15 protein-coding genes are annotated in these 15,744 nt (G+C 64.5%); 1 reads left to right on the top strand and 14 read right to left on the bottom strand.

Annotation, left to right across the window (positions count from 1 at the left end):
- Window positions 1-2 precede the first annotated feature (2 nt).
- The 11 genes from greA to P9A16_RS15525 form a co-directional block, all read right to left on the bottom strand.
- Window positions 3-485, bottom strand: a complete 483-nt coding sequence (greA, locus tag P9A16_RS15575; RefSeq protein WP_037408628.1) for a transcription elongation factor GreA — start codon at window positions 483-485, stop codon at window positions 3-5.
- A gap of 204 nt (window positions 486-689) precedes the next feature.
- Window positions 690-1,964, bottom strand: coding sequence for a GGDEF domain-containing protein (locus tag P9A16_RS15570; RefSeq protein ID WP_278025755.1), 1,275 nt, complete (start codon window positions 1,962-1,964; stop codon window positions 690-692).
- Window positions 1,965-2,153: 189 nt separating this feature from the next.
- The gene (locus P9A16_RS15565) at window positions 2,154-2,906 is read right to left on the bottom strand and encodes an ABC transporter ATP-binding protein (RefSeq protein ID WP_023516143.1); all 753 of its coding nucleotides are present in this window, start codon (window positions 2,904-2,906) and stop codon (window positions 2,154-2,156) included.
- Window positions 2,903-3,754, bottom strand: coding sequence for an ABC transporter ATP-binding protein (locus P9A16_RS15560; protein WP_023516144.1), 852 nt, complete (start codon window positions 3,752-3,754; stop codon window positions 2,903-2,905). Before P9A16_RS15560 ends, P9A16_RS15565 begins: the two co-directional genes overlap by 4 nt.
- Entirely contained in the window at window positions 3,751-4,653 is a 903-nt protein-coding gene (locus P9A16_RS15555) for an ABC transporter permease (RefSeq protein ID WP_278025754.1), read from the bottom strand. Before P9A16_RS15555 ends, P9A16_RS15560 begins: the two co-directional genes overlap by 4 nt.
- 9 nt (window positions 4,654-4,662) lie before the next feature.
- The gene (locus tag P9A16_RS15550) at window positions 4,663-5,712 is read right to left on the bottom strand and encodes an ABC transporter permease (protein ID WP_051758760.1); all 1,050 of its coding nucleotides are present in this window, start codon (window positions 5,710-5,712) and stop codon (window positions 4,663-4,665) included.
- A gap of 84 nt (window positions 5,713-5,796) precedes the next feature.
- Entirely contained in the window at window positions 5,797-7,383 is a 1,587-nt protein-coding gene (locus tag P9A16_RS15545) for an ABC transporter substrate-binding protein (protein WP_024271195.1), read from the bottom strand.
- Window positions 7,384-7,622: 239 nt separating this feature from the next.
- Entirely contained in the window at window positions 7,623-8,240 is a 618-nt protein-coding gene (locus P9A16_RS15540) for a helix-turn-helix domain-containing protein (protein WP_023513199.1), read from the bottom strand.
- Window positions 8,241-8,375: 135 nt separating this feature from the next.
- Window positions 8,376-9,383 carry a magnesium and cobalt transport protein CorA gene (locus P9A16_RS15535; RefSeq protein WP_023513198.1) on the bottom strand — a complete coding sequence of 336 codons (1,008 nt, stop codon included), beginning with the start codon at window positions 9,381-9,383 and terminating at the stop codon, window positions 8,376-8,378.
- A gap of 198 nt (window positions 9,384-9,581) precedes the next feature.
- Window positions 9,582-10,325 carry an SDR family oxidoreductase gene (locus tag P9A16_RS15530; protein ID WP_023513197.1) on the bottom strand — a complete coding sequence of 248 codons (744 nt, stop codon included), beginning with the start codon at window positions 10,323-10,325 and terminating at the stop codon, window positions 9,582-9,584.
- Window positions 10,318-11,067, bottom strand: coding sequence for an SDR family NAD(P)-dependent oxidoreductase (locus P9A16_RS15525; protein WP_023513196.1), 750 nt, complete (start codon window positions 11,065-11,067; stop codon window positions 10,318-10,320). Before P9A16_RS15525 ends, P9A16_RS15530 begins: the two co-directional genes overlap by 8 nt.
- A 174-nt stretch (window positions 11,068-11,241) precedes the next feature.
- On the opposite strand from P9A16_RS15525, the gene P9A16_RS15520 reads away from it, so the two are divergent.
- Window positions 11,242-11,973 (top strand): FadR/GntR family transcriptional regulator, encoded by a 732-nt coding sequence (locus P9A16_RS15520; RefSeq protein WP_023513195.1) that lies wholly within the window; start codon window positions 11,242-11,244, stop codon window positions 11,971-11,973.
- 19 nt (window positions 11,974-11,992) lie between these two features.
- On the opposite strand, the gene P9A16_RS15515 is transcribed toward P9A16_RS15520, so the two are convergent.
- The 3 genes from P9A16_RS15515 to P9A16_RS15505 all read right to left on the bottom strand — a co-directional run bounded on the left by P9A16_RS15515 (window position 11,993) and on the right by P9A16_RS15505 (window position 15,732).
- Window positions 11,993-13,186, bottom strand: coding sequence for an NAD(P)/FAD-dependent oxidoreductase (locus tag P9A16_RS15515; RefSeq protein ID WP_023513194.1), 1,194 nt, complete (start codon window positions 13,184-13,186; stop codon window positions 11,993-11,995).
- Window positions 13,186-13,992 carry an NAD-dependent epimerase/dehydratase family protein gene (locus P9A16_RS15510; RefSeq protein ID WP_272791154.1) on the bottom strand — a complete coding sequence of 269 codons (807 nt, stop codon included), beginning with the start codon at window positions 13,990-13,992 and terminating at the stop codon, window positions 13,186-13,188. The genes P9A16_RS15515 and P9A16_RS15510 overlap by 1 nt, the downstream gene beginning before the upstream one ends.
- An 81-nt stretch (window positions 13,993-14,073) precedes the next feature.
- The gene (locus tag P9A16_RS15505) at window positions 14,074-15,732 is read right to left on the bottom strand and encodes a hydantoinase B/oxoprolinase family protein (RefSeq protein ID WP_023513192.1); all 1,659 of its coding nucleotides are present in this window, start codon (window positions 15,730-15,732) and stop codon (window positions 14,074-14,076) included.
- Window positions 15,733-15,744 lie beyond the last annotated feature (12 nt).

Here is a 15,744-nt window from a genome sequence, read left to right as displayed (position 1 = left end):
GCTCACGCGATGGCGGTGATTTCGAGTTCCTGGTCACCGACTGTCACCAGATCGCCAACAGCCTTGCCCATGAGAATGCGGGCCACGGGCGCCACGTAGGAGATCGAGCCGGCCTTGGGGTCGGCCTCGTCCTCGCCGACGATGCGATAGGTCTGAACGCGTCCGTCGTCGCGGCTGAAGGTGACCGTGCTGCCGAAGGAAACGACATCGTTCGAGGCAGGCGCGGCAACGAGCTCGGCGGTTCGGACCCTTTCGGCAAGATAGCGCAGGTCCCGTCCCGGGCCAGCCGCCTGCCGCCGGCGCTCGTTGACGTCCTCGATGGCGTTCGCCGCCGCATAGGACTCGCGGGCCTCCTGAAGCTGCGCCTCCAGTGCCCTCAGCCCGGTCTCCGTCACAAGATTGAGGTGCGGGGAGATCGCCCGTTCGGGCAGCAGGGTTTCCGCTGCCGTCTCGGCGCTCTCTTCCTTCATGAAGGCTACGCTCACACTCGAACTCCATCCTGACGCAGAGGGCACACGCCCTGCGCTTGTCATTTGCTGTTTGCGGAAAAGGCCCTTCGCCCGGCCTGCCGACCGTCCATGGCCGGGCGGCTCGCAAACCGGACCCGCCACCGGGAATCTACCCATCGTCGGGAGATGGGTCAATTCCTCCACACGCCCGGCCCCGGCTGCAAAGACCATGCACGAGGATCAGGGGTGCGCCGACTGTCTCGTCGTATGCGCGATCGCAGATCCGGCGGCCGAGATCGCCGGCGGCGGCGATATGACCATACGGGCCTTCACCGCGCTGTCCGGCCCCGCTTCGCCCGCGATCTCCACACGGTTGCGGCCGTTCGACTTGGCGCGGTAGAGCGCACTGTCGGCCCGGCGCAGGATATCGTCATAGATTGTGTCGCCCGGGCGCAGGACGGCGATACCGCCCGAGATGGTAATGTCGATCCTCGCGTCGCCGACAGTGAAATCACTGCCCTCGACGGCGGCGCGCATCCGCTCGGCAATAGCGAAGGCATCGTCCGTGCCGAGATCGGGGAACAGCACGGCGAATTCCTCGCCGCCCATCCGGGCGATCGTGTCCGTCGGGCGTATTTCGGCGCGCAACCGCCTGGCGACATGGATGAGCACCCGGTCGCCGGTCTCGTGGCCGTAGGTGTCGTTGATCGCCTTGAACTTGTCGATGTCGAAGACGGCGATGGAAAAATCACGGCCCCTCGGCTTTGCGGCGAGAAAGGCTTCCGCGGCACGACCGGCGAGGCTGCGCCGGTTCGGCAGGCGCGTCAGGTAGTCCGTCGCCGCAGCCCGCTCGAGACCTCGCCGCAACCGGTCGGAACACATCAGCAGGAATGCCGTCGTGCCCATGACGGGCAGCAGCGTCAACAGCATGGCGGACAAGACGTTCAGCCAGTTGTCTCCCGTCTCGACGGCGAAGGCATCGGGTACACCCACCCGCAGATAGAGCGCGCCCCGCAGGGCCGAATAGGCACCGACCCCGATGAACATCGCGGCAAGGATGGAGCGCGCCAGAGAGGCGTGGCCGCGCGTCCGGTCGAGCAGCACCCGCACGCATAGCGCCATCAGCCAGATCCAGGCGGCGGAAACGATCAGGATGCGAATGCGGAAATCCGGCATGACGGTGGAGAACCACACCACGGACAATGTCGCGATGGTCGCGGGAAGAAAATGCCAAACCCTCATCTCCAGCCGGTGAAACGAGAGGATCGCGGCATAATAGGCGGTCAGGCCGAAGGCGAAGGCGGCATTGGCTGCCGACAGCATGACCGGCCGGGGCAGCGGCGCGCCGAAAGCAAAGACGATGCAGCCGAAAGCGACCAGCAGCGTTCCAAGACACCATTGGCTGGCCGCCCCGCGCAGCCGTGCCGGCAAGTCGCGGTGGATGGCGGCGAGGATCGCGCCATTGGCAAGCACCATCACAGACGCCGTCGTGAATATGGTTTTCGCATCCATCATGAACGCGCTTCCCCCAATCCGAAGATCGTTGACCGACGCCGTCTCAGGCGGCGCGGGACGGCCGGCACGCAAGCGCCGCCCATCGCCCGCACCCTATCCGGGAGGCCCTAAGAGCGCGTTTCGAGACGAGGCCAACAGAGCGTTAAGGCGCCGCCTCCGATTTGCGGCAAGCGCCGGCCGAGCCGATCGTCAGGCTTCGGCAGGCGCGGCCTGCGCCCGGTGATGGCTCGCCCGGAACAGCGTGCGGGTATAGTCATGCTGCATGTCGCCGGCGCGCAGCTGTTCGCGCGTCAGCGTTTCGACCGTCCGGGCATTCTGCATCACCATCAGCCGGTCGCACATATAGGAAATGACTGCGAGATCATGGCTGACGATGATGAAGGTCAGCTTCAGCTCCTGGCGCAAGCGGTTGAGGAGGTTAAGGATTTCGGCCTGCACCGAAACATCGAGCGCCGAGGTCGGCTCATCGAGCAGCAACACGCTCGGGGCGAGCGACAGGGCGCGGGCGATCGCCACCCGCTGGCGCTGGCCGCCGGAAAGCTCATGCGGGAAACGGAAGCGGTGCGCCGCCGTCAGCCCGATCATCTCCAGCAGCTCAACCGTACGGGCATCCACGTCAGGCAGACGGTTGATCAGCATTGGCTCGGCGATGGCCTGGCCGATCGTGTAGCGCGGATGCAGCGAGGCATAAGGGTCCTGGAACACCATCTGCGCCACGCGCACGAGATCCTTCCGCCGCCCCCGGCGCAGGTCGATGCCCGCAATGCTGATATCGCCGGTCCACTGGCGATTGAGCCCCATGACAGTGCGCAGCACCGTCGACTTGCCCGAGCCGCTTTCCCCGACCAGCCCGAAGCTCTCGCCGCTCTCCACGGCAAGGCTGACATCCTGCACGGCGACGGCGCTGCCGAAACGGACGCCGAGATTGTCGATACGGATCATGGGCGTGCCTCTCCCCAGCTTGCCGCGCGCGCAAGGGTCGGCAGCGGCGTCAGCGGCCCATCGATGGCGGGCAGGCAGGCAAGCAGGCCCTGCGTATAGGGATGCGCCGCCTCGTGCATGCGCCGCGCATCCAGCGTCTCGACGATACGGCCGGCATACATGACCAGCACCCGGTCGCAGAAGCGCGAGACGAGGTTGAGATCGTGGCTGATGAAGACGAGGCCCATGCCGCGGCGCCTGACCAGCTCGTCCATGATCTCGAGCACCTGCGCCTGCACGGTGACGTCGAGGGCGGAGGTCGGTTCGTCCGCGATCAGCAGTTCCGGCTCGCGCACCACCATCATGGCGATCATCACCCGCTGGCCCATGCCGCCGGAGAGTTCGTGCGGATAGAGGTCGCAGACGCGCTCCGGTGCACGGATATGCACCGCCTCCAGTATCTCGAGCACCTTCCGGCGCACCTTTGCACGCGGCAGCGAGCGGTCGCCGAGCCGGATCGCCTCGGCGATCTGCGCGCCGACGCGCATGACGGGGTTGAGCGAGAATTTCGGGTCCTGCAGGATCATGCCCATGCGGTTGCCGCGCAGCTGCCGACGCACGCGCGGCGAGGCCGTCAGGAGATCGATGCCCGCAAACGACATGGCGTCGGCGGCGACATGGGCATGGCCGGGCAGAACCCCCATCAGCGCACGGCTGGACAGGCTCTTGCCCGAGCCGCTTTCGCCGACGATGCCGAGCTTTTCCCGACCGACCTCGAAGGAGACGCCCTTGACCGCCTCGATCGTCGCGCCGCCTTCACCGGCAAAGGCGATACGCAGGTTCTTCACGGTGACGAGCGGGTCGCTCATGCGCGCCTCCTCAGATGCGGGTCGAGCAGATCGCGCATGGCGTCGCCCAGGAGATTGAAGCCGAGGCTGACGACGAAGATCGCAAAGCCGGGCATGGTCGCCACCCACCACTGGTCGAAGATGAACTTGCGGCCGGTCGAGATCATCGCGCCCCATTCCGGCAGCGGCGGCTGGGCGCCGAGGCCAATGAAGCCGAGGCCGGCGGCCGTCAGGATGATGCCGGCCATGTCGAGCGTCATGCGCACGATCACCGAGGAAAGGCACATGGGCATGATGTGGCGGAAGACGATGCGGAATTCCGAACCGCCGGCAAGGCGCACGGCATTGACATAGTCGCTGTCGCGCACGATCAGCGCTTCGGCCCGCGCCAGCCGCGCATAGGGCGGCCAGGCGGTGAGCGTGATCGCCAGCGCCGCATTGACGATGCCCGGCCCGAGCGCCGCGACGAAGGCGAGTGCCAGCAGGAGTTTCGGGACCGCCAGAAAGACATCGGTGATGCGCATGAAGACCGCATCCACCCAGCCGCCCGCCGTTCCCGCCACGGCACCGATAACAAGACCGATCGGCGCGGATGTCGCCACGACCAGGCCGACGATGAGCAGGGTGAGCCGGGCGCCGTAGAGAATGCGGGAGAAGATGTCGCGGCCGAGCTCGTCCGTGCCGAGCCGGTTCTGCGCGCTTGGCGGCGAGAGGCGGCGCACGAGATCGGGAAGGTAGGGATCGTGCGGGGCAAGCAGCGGCGCGAGGATCGCGCTGGCCAGCAGCACGCCAAGGATGGCAAGGCCGATCATGCCGAGCGGATTGCGCGCAAAGCGGCGAGAGAACCTGCCGAATTCGCCGAGGCGTGCACGCCTTAACTGTCGGCGGTTGTCGGCGTGGGTGGGATTGGCGGTGGTCATGGCGGCCTCCTACCGGCGGCGAAGGTTGGAGCGCGGATCGAGCATCTGGTAGACGACGTCCGAGACCATGTTGAGCAGGATGAATACGGCACCGACCAGCACCGTGCCGCCGAGCACGGCATTGATATCGGCCCGGAAGAGCGAGGAGGCGATGTAGTTGCCGATGCCGGGCCAGGCAAAGACCGTCTCGACGAGCACCGAGCCTTCCAGCAGACCGCCATAGGAGAGCGCGATCACGGTGACGAGCGGGATCGCGGCGTTGCGCAGGGCATGCAGCATCACCGCCCGGTACTCCGTCGCGCCCTTGAGACGGGCTGTCAGCACATATTCGCGCGAAAGCTGGTCGAGCATCATGGAGCGCGTCATGCGCGAGATGTAGGCAAGACTGTAGTAGCCGAGCAGCGCGGCCGGCAGCACGATATGGCTGAGGGCGTTGCCGAACACCTCCCATTCGCCGGCAATCAGGGAATCGATCAGCAGCGATCCCGTCACCGGCGTGACGATGCCTTGAAAGAAGACGTCGATCTGGCCCGGACCGGAGACCCAGTCGAGCCGGGAATAGAAGACGAAGAGGCCGACCAGCCCGAGCCAGAAGATCGGTACCGAATAGCCGATGAGGCCGATGAAGCGGATGAGGTAGTCCGGCCAGCGATCATGCCAGTAGGCGGCGGCGACGCCGGCCGGCACGCCGACCAGTGTGCCGATCAGAAGGCCGAGCGTCGCCAGTTCCAGCGTCGCGGGGAAGAAGCCGGCGAGATCCGACAGGACCGGCCGGTTGGTGACGAAGGAGGTACCGAAATCGCCCTGCACCAGCTTGCCGGCATAGAGCAGGAACTGCTGCCAGAGCGGCTTGTCCAGACCCATTTCGAGGAAAACGCGCTGATAGACCTCCTCGCTCGCCTTCTGCCCGACCACGGAGAGCACCGGATCGATCGGCACAAGACGGCCGATGCAGAAGGTGAGCGCGACAAGACCGAGGAGCGTGATGCCCACGGTCAGGACGAGGGTGACGATCCGGCCGGTAAAACCGAGGACCCGCTGGAATAGAACTGCCGGCACGAACCCCTCCGGTTTGATTGCCTTGAACCCGCCTTCGACCACGGCCAGGCCGAGCCTGTCGTGGCCGAAGCCCAGATCCTACGCCTACTTGCTGACGTTCCAGTAGCGGTCGTCGGAGAAGGTCTGGCCGAGGACCAGGCCCTTGAGCGAGCTCTTCACCCCGACCTTGCGCACCTGCTGGAACATGTAGAGGAAGGGCGAGGTATCGGTATGGGTCTTCTGCAGCGCCTCGTACATCGCCCGGCGCTTGTCCGTGTCCTGCTCGCGCACCGCGGCCATCGCATCCTGCGACAGTTTTCCGGCATCCCAACCGAAGCGGTCGGCAAGCCCGGTGGAGCCGTCCGGTGCGTCCTTCTGATTGACGGCGAAGGCCTTGCCGTTGGAATGCGGGTCCGGATAATCCGGTCCCCACAGGCCGAACCAGATATCGAGGCTCGCAGAGCGGTAACGCTCCAGCCATTGCTGGCCATCGACCACTTCGAGGTTCAGCTTGACACCGGCCTGCGCCATGGTCGCCTGGATGGCCTGGGCGAAATCCGTGTAGGGCGGCGTGTTCCAGACGACGGAATCCAGCGTGAATTCGCCGGAGACACCGGCCTCGCCAAGCAGCGCCTTGGCCTTCTCGATGTCGAGCTTGTAGGGCTTGTAGTCGATCGCCCCGAGGAAGCCCTTCGGCACCAGCGTCTGGTGCACCTCCATCGTGCCGCGCGAGATCGTGTCGGCAATGCCCTGGTAGTCCACGAGATATTTCAGCGCCTCGACGACCTTCGGCTTGGCGAGGTACTCGTTCCGCACGTTGAGGCCCATATAGTAGATGGTGCCTGAAACGCCTTCGACGAAGCCGACATCCGGATTGCCTTCCAGCGCTCCGAAATCGTCCGGGCCAAGCTTGTTGGCGATATCGATGTCACCCTTTTCGAGCAGCAGGCGCTGGGCGGCGCTTTCCGGGATGTGCTGGAGGAAGATGCGCTCCAGGCCACCGCTTTCGCCGGTATAGTTGGGGTTGCGGGTCAGCATGATCGACTGTTTCGGCTCCCAGCGCGTCAGCACATAGGGGCCGGAGCCGGCCGAATTCTCCGCCTTCAGCCAGGCATTGCCGAAGTCGCCGTTCACCTCGTGCTCCTGCACCAGCTTGGAATCGACGATACCGCCGACATAGGAGGAGAGGCAGTAATAAAGGAAAGACGGTGCATAGGTGTCGCCGATCTCGATGACCAGCGTCCTGTCGTCGGTCGCCTTGATGCGGTCCTTGACGTTTTCCGGCGAGAAACCGAACTGGGTCAGGATGAAGGCGGAGCGCGACTTCATGGCGACGACGCGGCGCAGCGAATATTCGGCATCTTTCGCCGTCACCGGATTGCCGGAGGCGAATTTCAGGCCGGAGCGCATCTTGAACGTATAGGTCTTGCCGTCTTCGGAGGCCGTCCAGCTCTCCGCGAGCACACCGATGATCTTGCTGGAATCATCCGGCGCCACGCTTACCAGCGGCTGGTAGATCTGGTTCGCCGCCAGCACACCACCCACCTCCGAGACTTCGCCCGGATCCAGCGTGATGATGTCGTCGATGGCGTCGGCCACGACGAGCGTGTTCTGCGGCGTTTCGGCAAGGGCGCTGGTCGATGCCAGTGCCAGTGCGATCATCGCGCCGCCGATCAGTCTTTCTATACGCATGTTTCCTCCTCCAGCCGGGCAGAATCTCCTGCCGCCGGCCGCTCCCGCGTTGCCGTTCGTGAAATGCGCCCGCCCCATGATCCCGTCCGCGTTTCGGGCGCGGAACCGGCGAGGCGGCCTCCCCAAATCGAGCGACCTCCATCGCTCATCTTCGAAACTTTAGTCAGGCTAAAGTTTTTGAGAGGTGCTTGTCAACCGATTTTGCGAGAAACCCCGCAAAGAATTGAAAGCACCCACCGTCAGCGCTCCGGGATAATCCGTGTCGTGCCGACCCAGAGTTCCCGCGCCTCGACGATGCCGACATTGCGCGCCCGGTGCGGCAGGGAGGAGGGAAAATGCAACGTATCGCCCGCCTTCAGCAGATAGTTCCGGTCGCCGACTTCGTAGAGCATCTCGCCCTCGATGAGATAGAGGAAGTCCTCGCCCTCGTGGCGCGTCAGCTCCGAGATATAGCCGGGTGGCATATGGGTGATGCAGCTGTTCAGCCGGGCATCGGGAAAGCCGCGCTGCAGGATCTGATAGACCCGCTCCTCCGCATCGATGCTGCAGCCTTGCCGTTCACTCGCCCGCGAGACCATGGAATGGGCGGGCTGGGGGTTTTGCGGCAGAAAAGCCTCAATGCTGATGCCGAGCGTATTGGCGACATTGTAGAGCGAGATCAGCGAGGGGGTGGAAAGCCCGCGCTCGATCTGGCTGATGAAGCCTTCGCTGAGCCCGGCCTCCTGCGCCACCTCCTTCATCGTCTTGCCGATCTCCTTGCGCCGCTGGCGCAGCGCGCGGCCGAGCGAGGTCGCGGAGGGCGGTTGGGCCAGGGAACCGGCGCCCGCCTCCGGCGCCTCCCGTTCATCGAAATTCATGCCGTCTTTCCGCACTGTGCCATCATCATCGCACACTTTAGTGTTACTAAAGTTCATTGCGCAAGCGGGAAATTGACGAAAACCGAGGAACGCGAAACAACGAGGATATGCCGGCAGGACCGAGGCTCGCCCCTGTCAGAGCCAGCCGTTCTTGCGGAACCGCCAGTACAGGAACAGGCAGGTCGCGCCGATCGCTGACAGCACCATGGGATAGCCGTATTGCATGCGCAGTTCGGGCATGTCGTTGAAGTTCATGCCATAGATGCCGGCAAGCGCGGTCGGCACGGCGAGGATCGCTGCCCATGAGGCCAGCTTCTTGGAGATCGCCGTTTCCTGGCTCTGGCCGACCAGCAAGCTCGCCTCGAAGGCGAAGGCCAGCACCTCGCGCAGGCTGTCGATCTTTTCCTGCACGGTGCGGATGTGATCGGTGACGTCGCGAAACAGCGGGTGCATGGCCTGCTGGATCTGCGGCAAGTCCGAGCTCGTCAGCCGCCGGCAGACCTCGACCAGCGGCAGCGCGGCATTGCGCAGCCGGAGCAGGTCGCGGCGCATCATGTAGAGGCGCTCGATATCGCCCGCCGTCATCGGCTTGATCAGCACCTTGTCCTCGATTTCCTCGACCTCGTCTTCGAGTTGCTCCAGCACGGGCATGTAATTGTCGACGATGAAATCGAGAATGGCGTAGAGGACGAAATCCTCCCCCTTGGCCAGCGAATGAGGGCAGCTCTCCCAATGCTGGCGGACCGAGGCGTAGGAGGTTGACGGGCCATGGCGCACGCTGACGATATAGCCCTTGCCGACGAAAAGATGCGTTTCACCGAAGATCACGCGGCGGTCGATCAGTTGCGCCGTGCGCGCCACGATGAACAGCGCGTCGCCATACTGCTCCAGCTTGGGTCGCTGGTGCGGGTGCTCGGCATCCTCGATCGCTAGATCATGCAGGTTGAATTGCGCCTGAACGCGCAGGAGAAGCTCGCGGCTGGGCTCCAGCAGCCCGATCCAGACGACATGGCCATCCTTGGCCGCCCATTCGCCGGCCTCTTCGATGGTGATATCGGCGATCCGCCTGCCGGCGGTGTAGACGCTGGAGGCAACGATCCCGGCCTCGGCCGGGGCTGGCGTGAACTTGCGGACATGATCCATCAGCACCTCCCGGTCGCGACCGCCGTCCCTCAAAGAACGCACTCGCACCACCAATCTAGCGCACTTTCGCCGCCGGTTCGAGGGTGGTTGTCGCAACAGGAGCAATCCGTTGAACGGACGTTTCAGCGATACGTTCAACGGGCACAGCCAAGCCGCAGGTGGAGACCGCACCGCCTCGGAAACCCGTGTTGCAGCGCTTCAGGGCGGGTCGAATTTCACCATCGTGCCGCCGCCGGTGGCCTGGTCCGTCGGGAAGACCTCGATGCGGGCGACGTCGACATGGGCAGGCAGTGCAATGACGTCATGGACGATCTGCGCAATGTTTTCCGGCTGGATGGGACGGTAACCGTCATAGAGCACGGCATTCGCCTGGCCGCCGGGAAGCGAGGTGCGGTAGAGCGCTGTCTGGACGCGGCCGGGCACGATCTCGCTCACCCGCACGCCGGTGCCGAGGAGATCGCAGCGCAGGTTGTCGCAAAACAGGCTGAGACCCGCCTTCGAGGCACCATACGCGCCCATGTTCGGATAGGGTGCCTGACCGCCGCTCGAACCGATATAGAGGAGATGGCCGCGCTTGCGCGCCACCATGCCGGGCAGGAACACTCGCGTCAGCTGCATCGGCGCCTTGAGATTGACGTCGATCATCGCGTCGATCTCGGCGGGGTCGATGTCCTGGAAAGCCGCGCGGGTCGAGAGGATACCGGCATTGTTGACGAGGATGTCGACCGCGACGCCGGCCAGCACTTCGGCGATGCGCGCCGTATCGCGCACGTCCGCCTCGACAGGGATCGCTCCGCAGCGTTCCGCAAGCCCGGCAAGCGCTGCCGCGTTGCGGCCGATGGCATAGACCGTCAGTCCCCGCCCCCGCAGCATCGGCACGATGGCCTCGCCGATGCCGCTGGTCGCGCCGGTGACCACGGCGACGCGGTTAGCGTCAAACATAGATGTAGCCCCCGCTGATCACGACATTCTCGCCCGTCGCATAGGTGTTGCGGCTGGAGGCCATCATGACGATCCACTCGGCCATTTCTACCGGCTCCGCCGCCCGGCCGAGCGCGCTTGCCCTGGCAAGCTCCGGCAGGAAGCCGAGCTCCCTGGCCCGATCGGTGGCAAAGCCGGCCGGCGCGACGGAGTTCACGAGAATCTGGTCCTTGGCGCATTCCTGGGCGAAGGATTTGGTGAGGCTGACGACCGCCGCCTTGGTGGCGGCATAGTGGGCATTCTGCGGGTGCGCCTTGAAGGCATCGACCGAGGTGACGTTGACGATACGGCCGGTCACCTCCGGCAGGGTCACGAAGCGGCGCATGTGGCGTACCGCCGCGACCATCATATGATAGGTGCCCTTGATGTTGATGGCGTTTTCCAGGTCCCAGTCCTCGTCGGTGATCTCGAGGATGGGCTTGCGCGGATAGATGGCCGCACTGTTGACGAGGGCATGGACACGGCCGAGCTTTTCCGCAACTGCCTCGAAGCCGCCATGCGCCGTCTCGGCCCGGGAAATGTCGGCGACGGCAGTCGCCACCTCGGCGCCCATCGCCGACAGCGTTGCCGCGGAGGAGGCAAGCAGCGCTTCGTTGCGGTCGACAAGGCCGATCTTCGCAGCACCGCGCTCGACCATCAGCCGGGCCGTGACGAAACCGAGACCCGAAGCGCCGCCGACGATGACAACAGACTGATCCTGCATGCTTCATCTCCCCCGCAATTTTCGCGGCAACGCTATATTGGTATGTTATCACTTATATGCTAACTTTATCGAAATGCAAGCTGCCCCCGGAGTTCGCCGCAGGCGCGCTTCCTCTGGGGAAGCCTGCGACATGTGATATCTGATACCTGAAAACCCGGGAAAGGCTGGATCGGCATGTCGATCATCACGCAGCGCGGCAACCTCGCAGAGATCGTTGTCGCCAGGCTCGCCGAGCGGATCGACTCGGGCCTCTATCCACCCGGCGAAAAGATTCCGTCGAGCGCCCAGCTGTGCGAGGAGTTCGGCGTCTCCCGCACCGTCATCCGCGAGGCACTGGCTTCGCTCAAGGTTGCCGGCCGCGTCATCGCGCGGCAGGGCGCCGGCGTCTATGTCACGGAGAAGGACACGCGGGCGCTGAACTTCGAGATCAGCCGCATCGACGACATCCGCTCGGCCATGCAGATCCTCGAGCTGCGGCTCGGCGTCGAAATGCAGGCCGTGGCACTGGCCGCCCAGCGGCGCACCCCGGAAGCCCTCGCGGAGATCGCCCGCGCCTTCGACCATATCGAGACACTCAACACGAACGATGCCGAGATCGAGGCGCGCGCCGATTTCGAATTTCACCTCGCCATCGCCAAGGCGACGCGCAACCCGCATTTCCCGCGTTTCCTCGAAGCCGTGATGGGCGAGATCAATCTCGACCTTGTTCTCAAGCACCGCCAGTCCGGCCCTGCCTCGAAGGCCTATCTGAAGAAGATCAACCGGGAGCACGCCGCCATCCTCGCCGCGATCACCCAAGGCGATCCCAAGGCCGCTAAGCAGGCGCTGGTCGCCCATCTGGAGGAAAGCCTCAACCGCTATCGCGCCCTCCTGGACGAGCCCGCGGGCAGCGAAGGGGACGATTGAAGGCTCGGCGCGCGCACCCTCAGATGACGGTGTCTTCCAGGAAGGGCCGGTTCGCGGCGACGCGCGCGTAGCCGAAGGGCGAGAGGTCGAGCGTGCGGAAACCTCCATAGGTGATCAGTTCGGAAAGTCCGCGCCCCATGGCCGGCGATTGCTGGAGGCCATGGCCGGAAAAACCGTTGGCAAAGAGGAAATTCTTCACCTCGACATGCGGGCCGAGGATGACGTTGTGGTCGAGCGTGCAGTAATCATAGTGGCCTGCCCAGCTGTTGACGACCTTGATCGCCTCGAAGGCCGGTACGCGGTTTGCCAGCGTTGACCAGATTTCCGTTTCGAACTCGTCATGCATGACGGCGAAATCGGCCGGATCGACCTCCGGATCATGCTTGGGATAAGTGCCCATCAGGTAGAATTTCCCCTCGGGGCGGAAGAAGACGCCGGAAGGGTCGATGGTGAGGCCGACGCCGGGGCCGAGCGGCGTGCGGCAATCGACGACGAAGATCGAGCGGCGACGCGGCTCGACGGGAATGTCGAGACCGGCCATGCGCGCCATGACCTTGCCATTGGTGCCCGACGTGTTGACCAGCGTACCGCAGGCGATGGTCTGCCCACCCCTGATCGTCACGGAGACGATGCGGTCGCCTTCGCGGTTGATCGCCACGACCTCGTCCTCGATGTATTCGACGCCAAGCGCGCGCGCCTTCTTGCGGAACCCTTGCAGGAGGCCGACGCTGTCGAACCAGCCCTCCCCGCGTTCGCCCTTGCTGCCGAGGGTGAGGCCTTCCGTGTTCAGCCAGGCAAAGCGCCTGGTCAATCCGTCCGGGTCGAGCAGCGAGACCTCCGCACCGCAGGCGAGCTGCGTTTCATGGTTGCGGCGAAGCACGTCCGCGCCCCGCCTGTCGCCTGCCAGGAAGAGATAGCCGTTCTCGTGGAAGCCGATCTCCGGCGTGTCGGAATCGACCGCGACATTCTCCTTGAAGTTGCGGATGAATTCCGTGCCGAATTGCGAGACTTTCACGTTGATGGCATTGGAAAACTGGTGGCGGATCGAGCTGGAGGAGAGCGCGGTCGCCGATCGCTGGTAGGTCCAGTCCTTCTCGATCACCAGCACGGAGCCGGTGAAATCCGGATTGGTCGCCAGGAAATAGGCCGCTGCGCTGCCGACCACCGCGCCGCCGACGATGACGACGTCATAGGCTGTTCGAGACGCCTGCATCACCGGTCCTCGAAATGGCCGGCCGCGCAGAAGCCGCCCCCTTGGTAACGCACCGCCGGATCGTTCGGATCACCCTGTCCGGTTTCGGCAAAAACCTTGTCCGCATAGTCGTCGGCGCTGTCCTCCGGTCGGTAGCCGAGCGAGGCCGCCGTACGATTGTCCCAGAAGGCGCGGCTGTTGTTCGACATGCCGTAGGCGACCATGAAACCGACGCGTTCCGCCGAAAGGCACTTTTCGACGAGCTGGCGGCAGTCGCGGTAGGAGAGCCAGGTGATGAGATGGCGCCGATCGGTCGGCTCCGGGAAACAGGAACCGATGCGGATGTTGACGCTCTCGATGCCGAATTTGTCGAAATAGTAACGGCCGAGATTTTCGACAAAGGTCTTCGAAACGCCGTAGAGGCTGTCCGGCCGCGTCGGCACGTTGCCGTCGATCGTCTCGGTGCGCTCATAATAGCCGATGGCGTGCACGGAGCTGGCATAGACGATGCGCTTGACGCCGTGGCGGCGCGCCGCCTCGTAGAGGTGGTAACCGCCGGAAATGTTGCTGTCGAGGATCGTCTTCCATTCGGCCTCGAGCGGCTGGCCGCCGAGATGCACAATGGCATCGCACCCCTGCACCGCCGTACAAACCGCCTCGAAATCCGCAAGGTCGAGCGTGAAATCCTCCTCGTGGGAAGCGAGGTTTTCGCAGGGCCTGCGGTCGGACAGCCGCACGACCTTGCCGAGCCGCGTGCCCGACTGGCGCAGTGCCGTGCCGACCCGGCCCGCCGCGCCCGTCAACAGAACCCTTTGAAAATGCGACATGGTCTTTCCTCCAGAATCTTTTCAGTCGAAGCTGGCCACGATGGCGGGCGACAAGAGCAACGGCGACCCGAGATGCCCGTCTCAGGCTTTGCCCTGCGCCTTGCCGTAAAGCGCAGCCTGTTCGCCGGTGATGTAGCCGTGTCTGACGTCATGGGCGACGGTATCGGCGGGGCGTTCGGCCGGATCGCCATATCCGCCACCGCCCGGCAGAGAAAGCACGAGGCGGCGCCCCTCCGGCACGAACTGCAGGCCCTTGCCCTTCAGCACCGTGCCATCATCCAGCGCTACACCGCCGGGCGCACCATCAAGGCCGCCGTCGCGGCCGCGGGCGGGATGACCGAGGCGATCGAACATCGCGGAAAAGCGGAAAGAAAAACCCTCGGCCGCTTCGATCTCGATCATCTGGCCGAGACCACCGCGCTGCGCACCGGCGCCACCGGAGCCCTCACGCAGTTCCTTGCGCCAGACGATGACCGGGCCGACATTTTCCGTCGCCTCGATCGGCATTGTATGCACGCCGCTCGGAAAGGCCGTCGCGTTGAGCCCGTCAAGCGCGGCGCGCGCGCCGGTGCCGCCGGAATTGAACATCAGGATTTCCGCGCCCTTGCCGCCGATCTCGTCGCTCAGCGGACGCACGCTCATATGCAGGTTCCAGAGTGCACTCGCGCCTTCCGCCGGCACCTTTCCGGGCAGTGCCTGATGCAGCGCGCCGAGCACGAGGTCCGGCACGAAATGGCCAAGCACGTGGCGCACGGCAACAGGGGCTGGACGTCTGGCATTGAGGATGCAGCCTTCGGGTGCGGCAACGTCGAAGGGCGCTAGCGAGGCGGCGTTGTTCGGAATGTCGGGCGCCACCACACATTTAATGCCGTAGCAGGCATAGGCTTTCGCATAGACCAGCGGCACGTTGATGCCGAATCGGCTCATGCCCGAGGTGCCGTCGAAATCGACCAGCACGCCGTCGGGACTGACGGTCAGCCTTGCGGCAAGATGCACAGGCTCGTCATAACCGTCGAGATCGAGACTGTAGGACCAGCTGCCATGCGGCAGCGCCTGCAGCCGCTCCAGCGTCGCCGCGCGGCTGTGCTTCAGGATGAAGCCGCCGATCACCGAAAGGTCTTCGAGGTTGAACTCCGTGAGCATGTCGACGAGGCGGCGGTGGCCGGTCTCGTTGCAGGCGGCCAGCGCATGGAAATCGCCGACCACCTTGTCGCTCTCGCGCACATTGTTACGCACGATATGGATGAGCGTGCGGTTCAATTCGCCGCGCTCGAAGAACTTCATGATCGGGATGAAGAGGCCTTCCTCGTAAACCTCACGCGCATCCGGCCCGAAGCCGCGACCACCGATATCCACCACATGGGCGGTGGAGGCAAAATAGCCGACAAGCCTGCCATGGTGGAAGGAGGGCGTGACGACGGTGATGTCGTGCAGGTGGCCGGTGCCCTTCCAAGGATCGTTGGTGATGTAGACATCGCCTTCGAAGATGTTCTCCGGGCCGATGTCGCGAATGAAATGGGCGACGGATTCGGCCATGGCATTGACATGGCCCGGCGTACCGGTGACGGCCTGTGCCAGCATGCGGCCTTCAAGGTCGAACACGCCGGCCGAAAGATCGCCCGCCTCGCGCACCGAGGTGGAGAAGGCCGTGCGGATCAGCGTCTGCGCCTGTTCCTCGACGACGGAGATCAGGCGGTTCCACATGACCTGCATGTGAATATCGATCATCGACTGGTTCATGCCTTCGATCCT

Origin of the sequence: Shinella sp. 838, from assembly GCF_029623935.1 — a bacterium.
Classification (GTDB): Bacteria; Pseudomonadota; Alphaproteobacteria; order Rhizobiales; family Rhizobiaceae; genus Shinella.
This window is presented reverse-complemented; position numbering and strand designations above follow the sequence as displayed.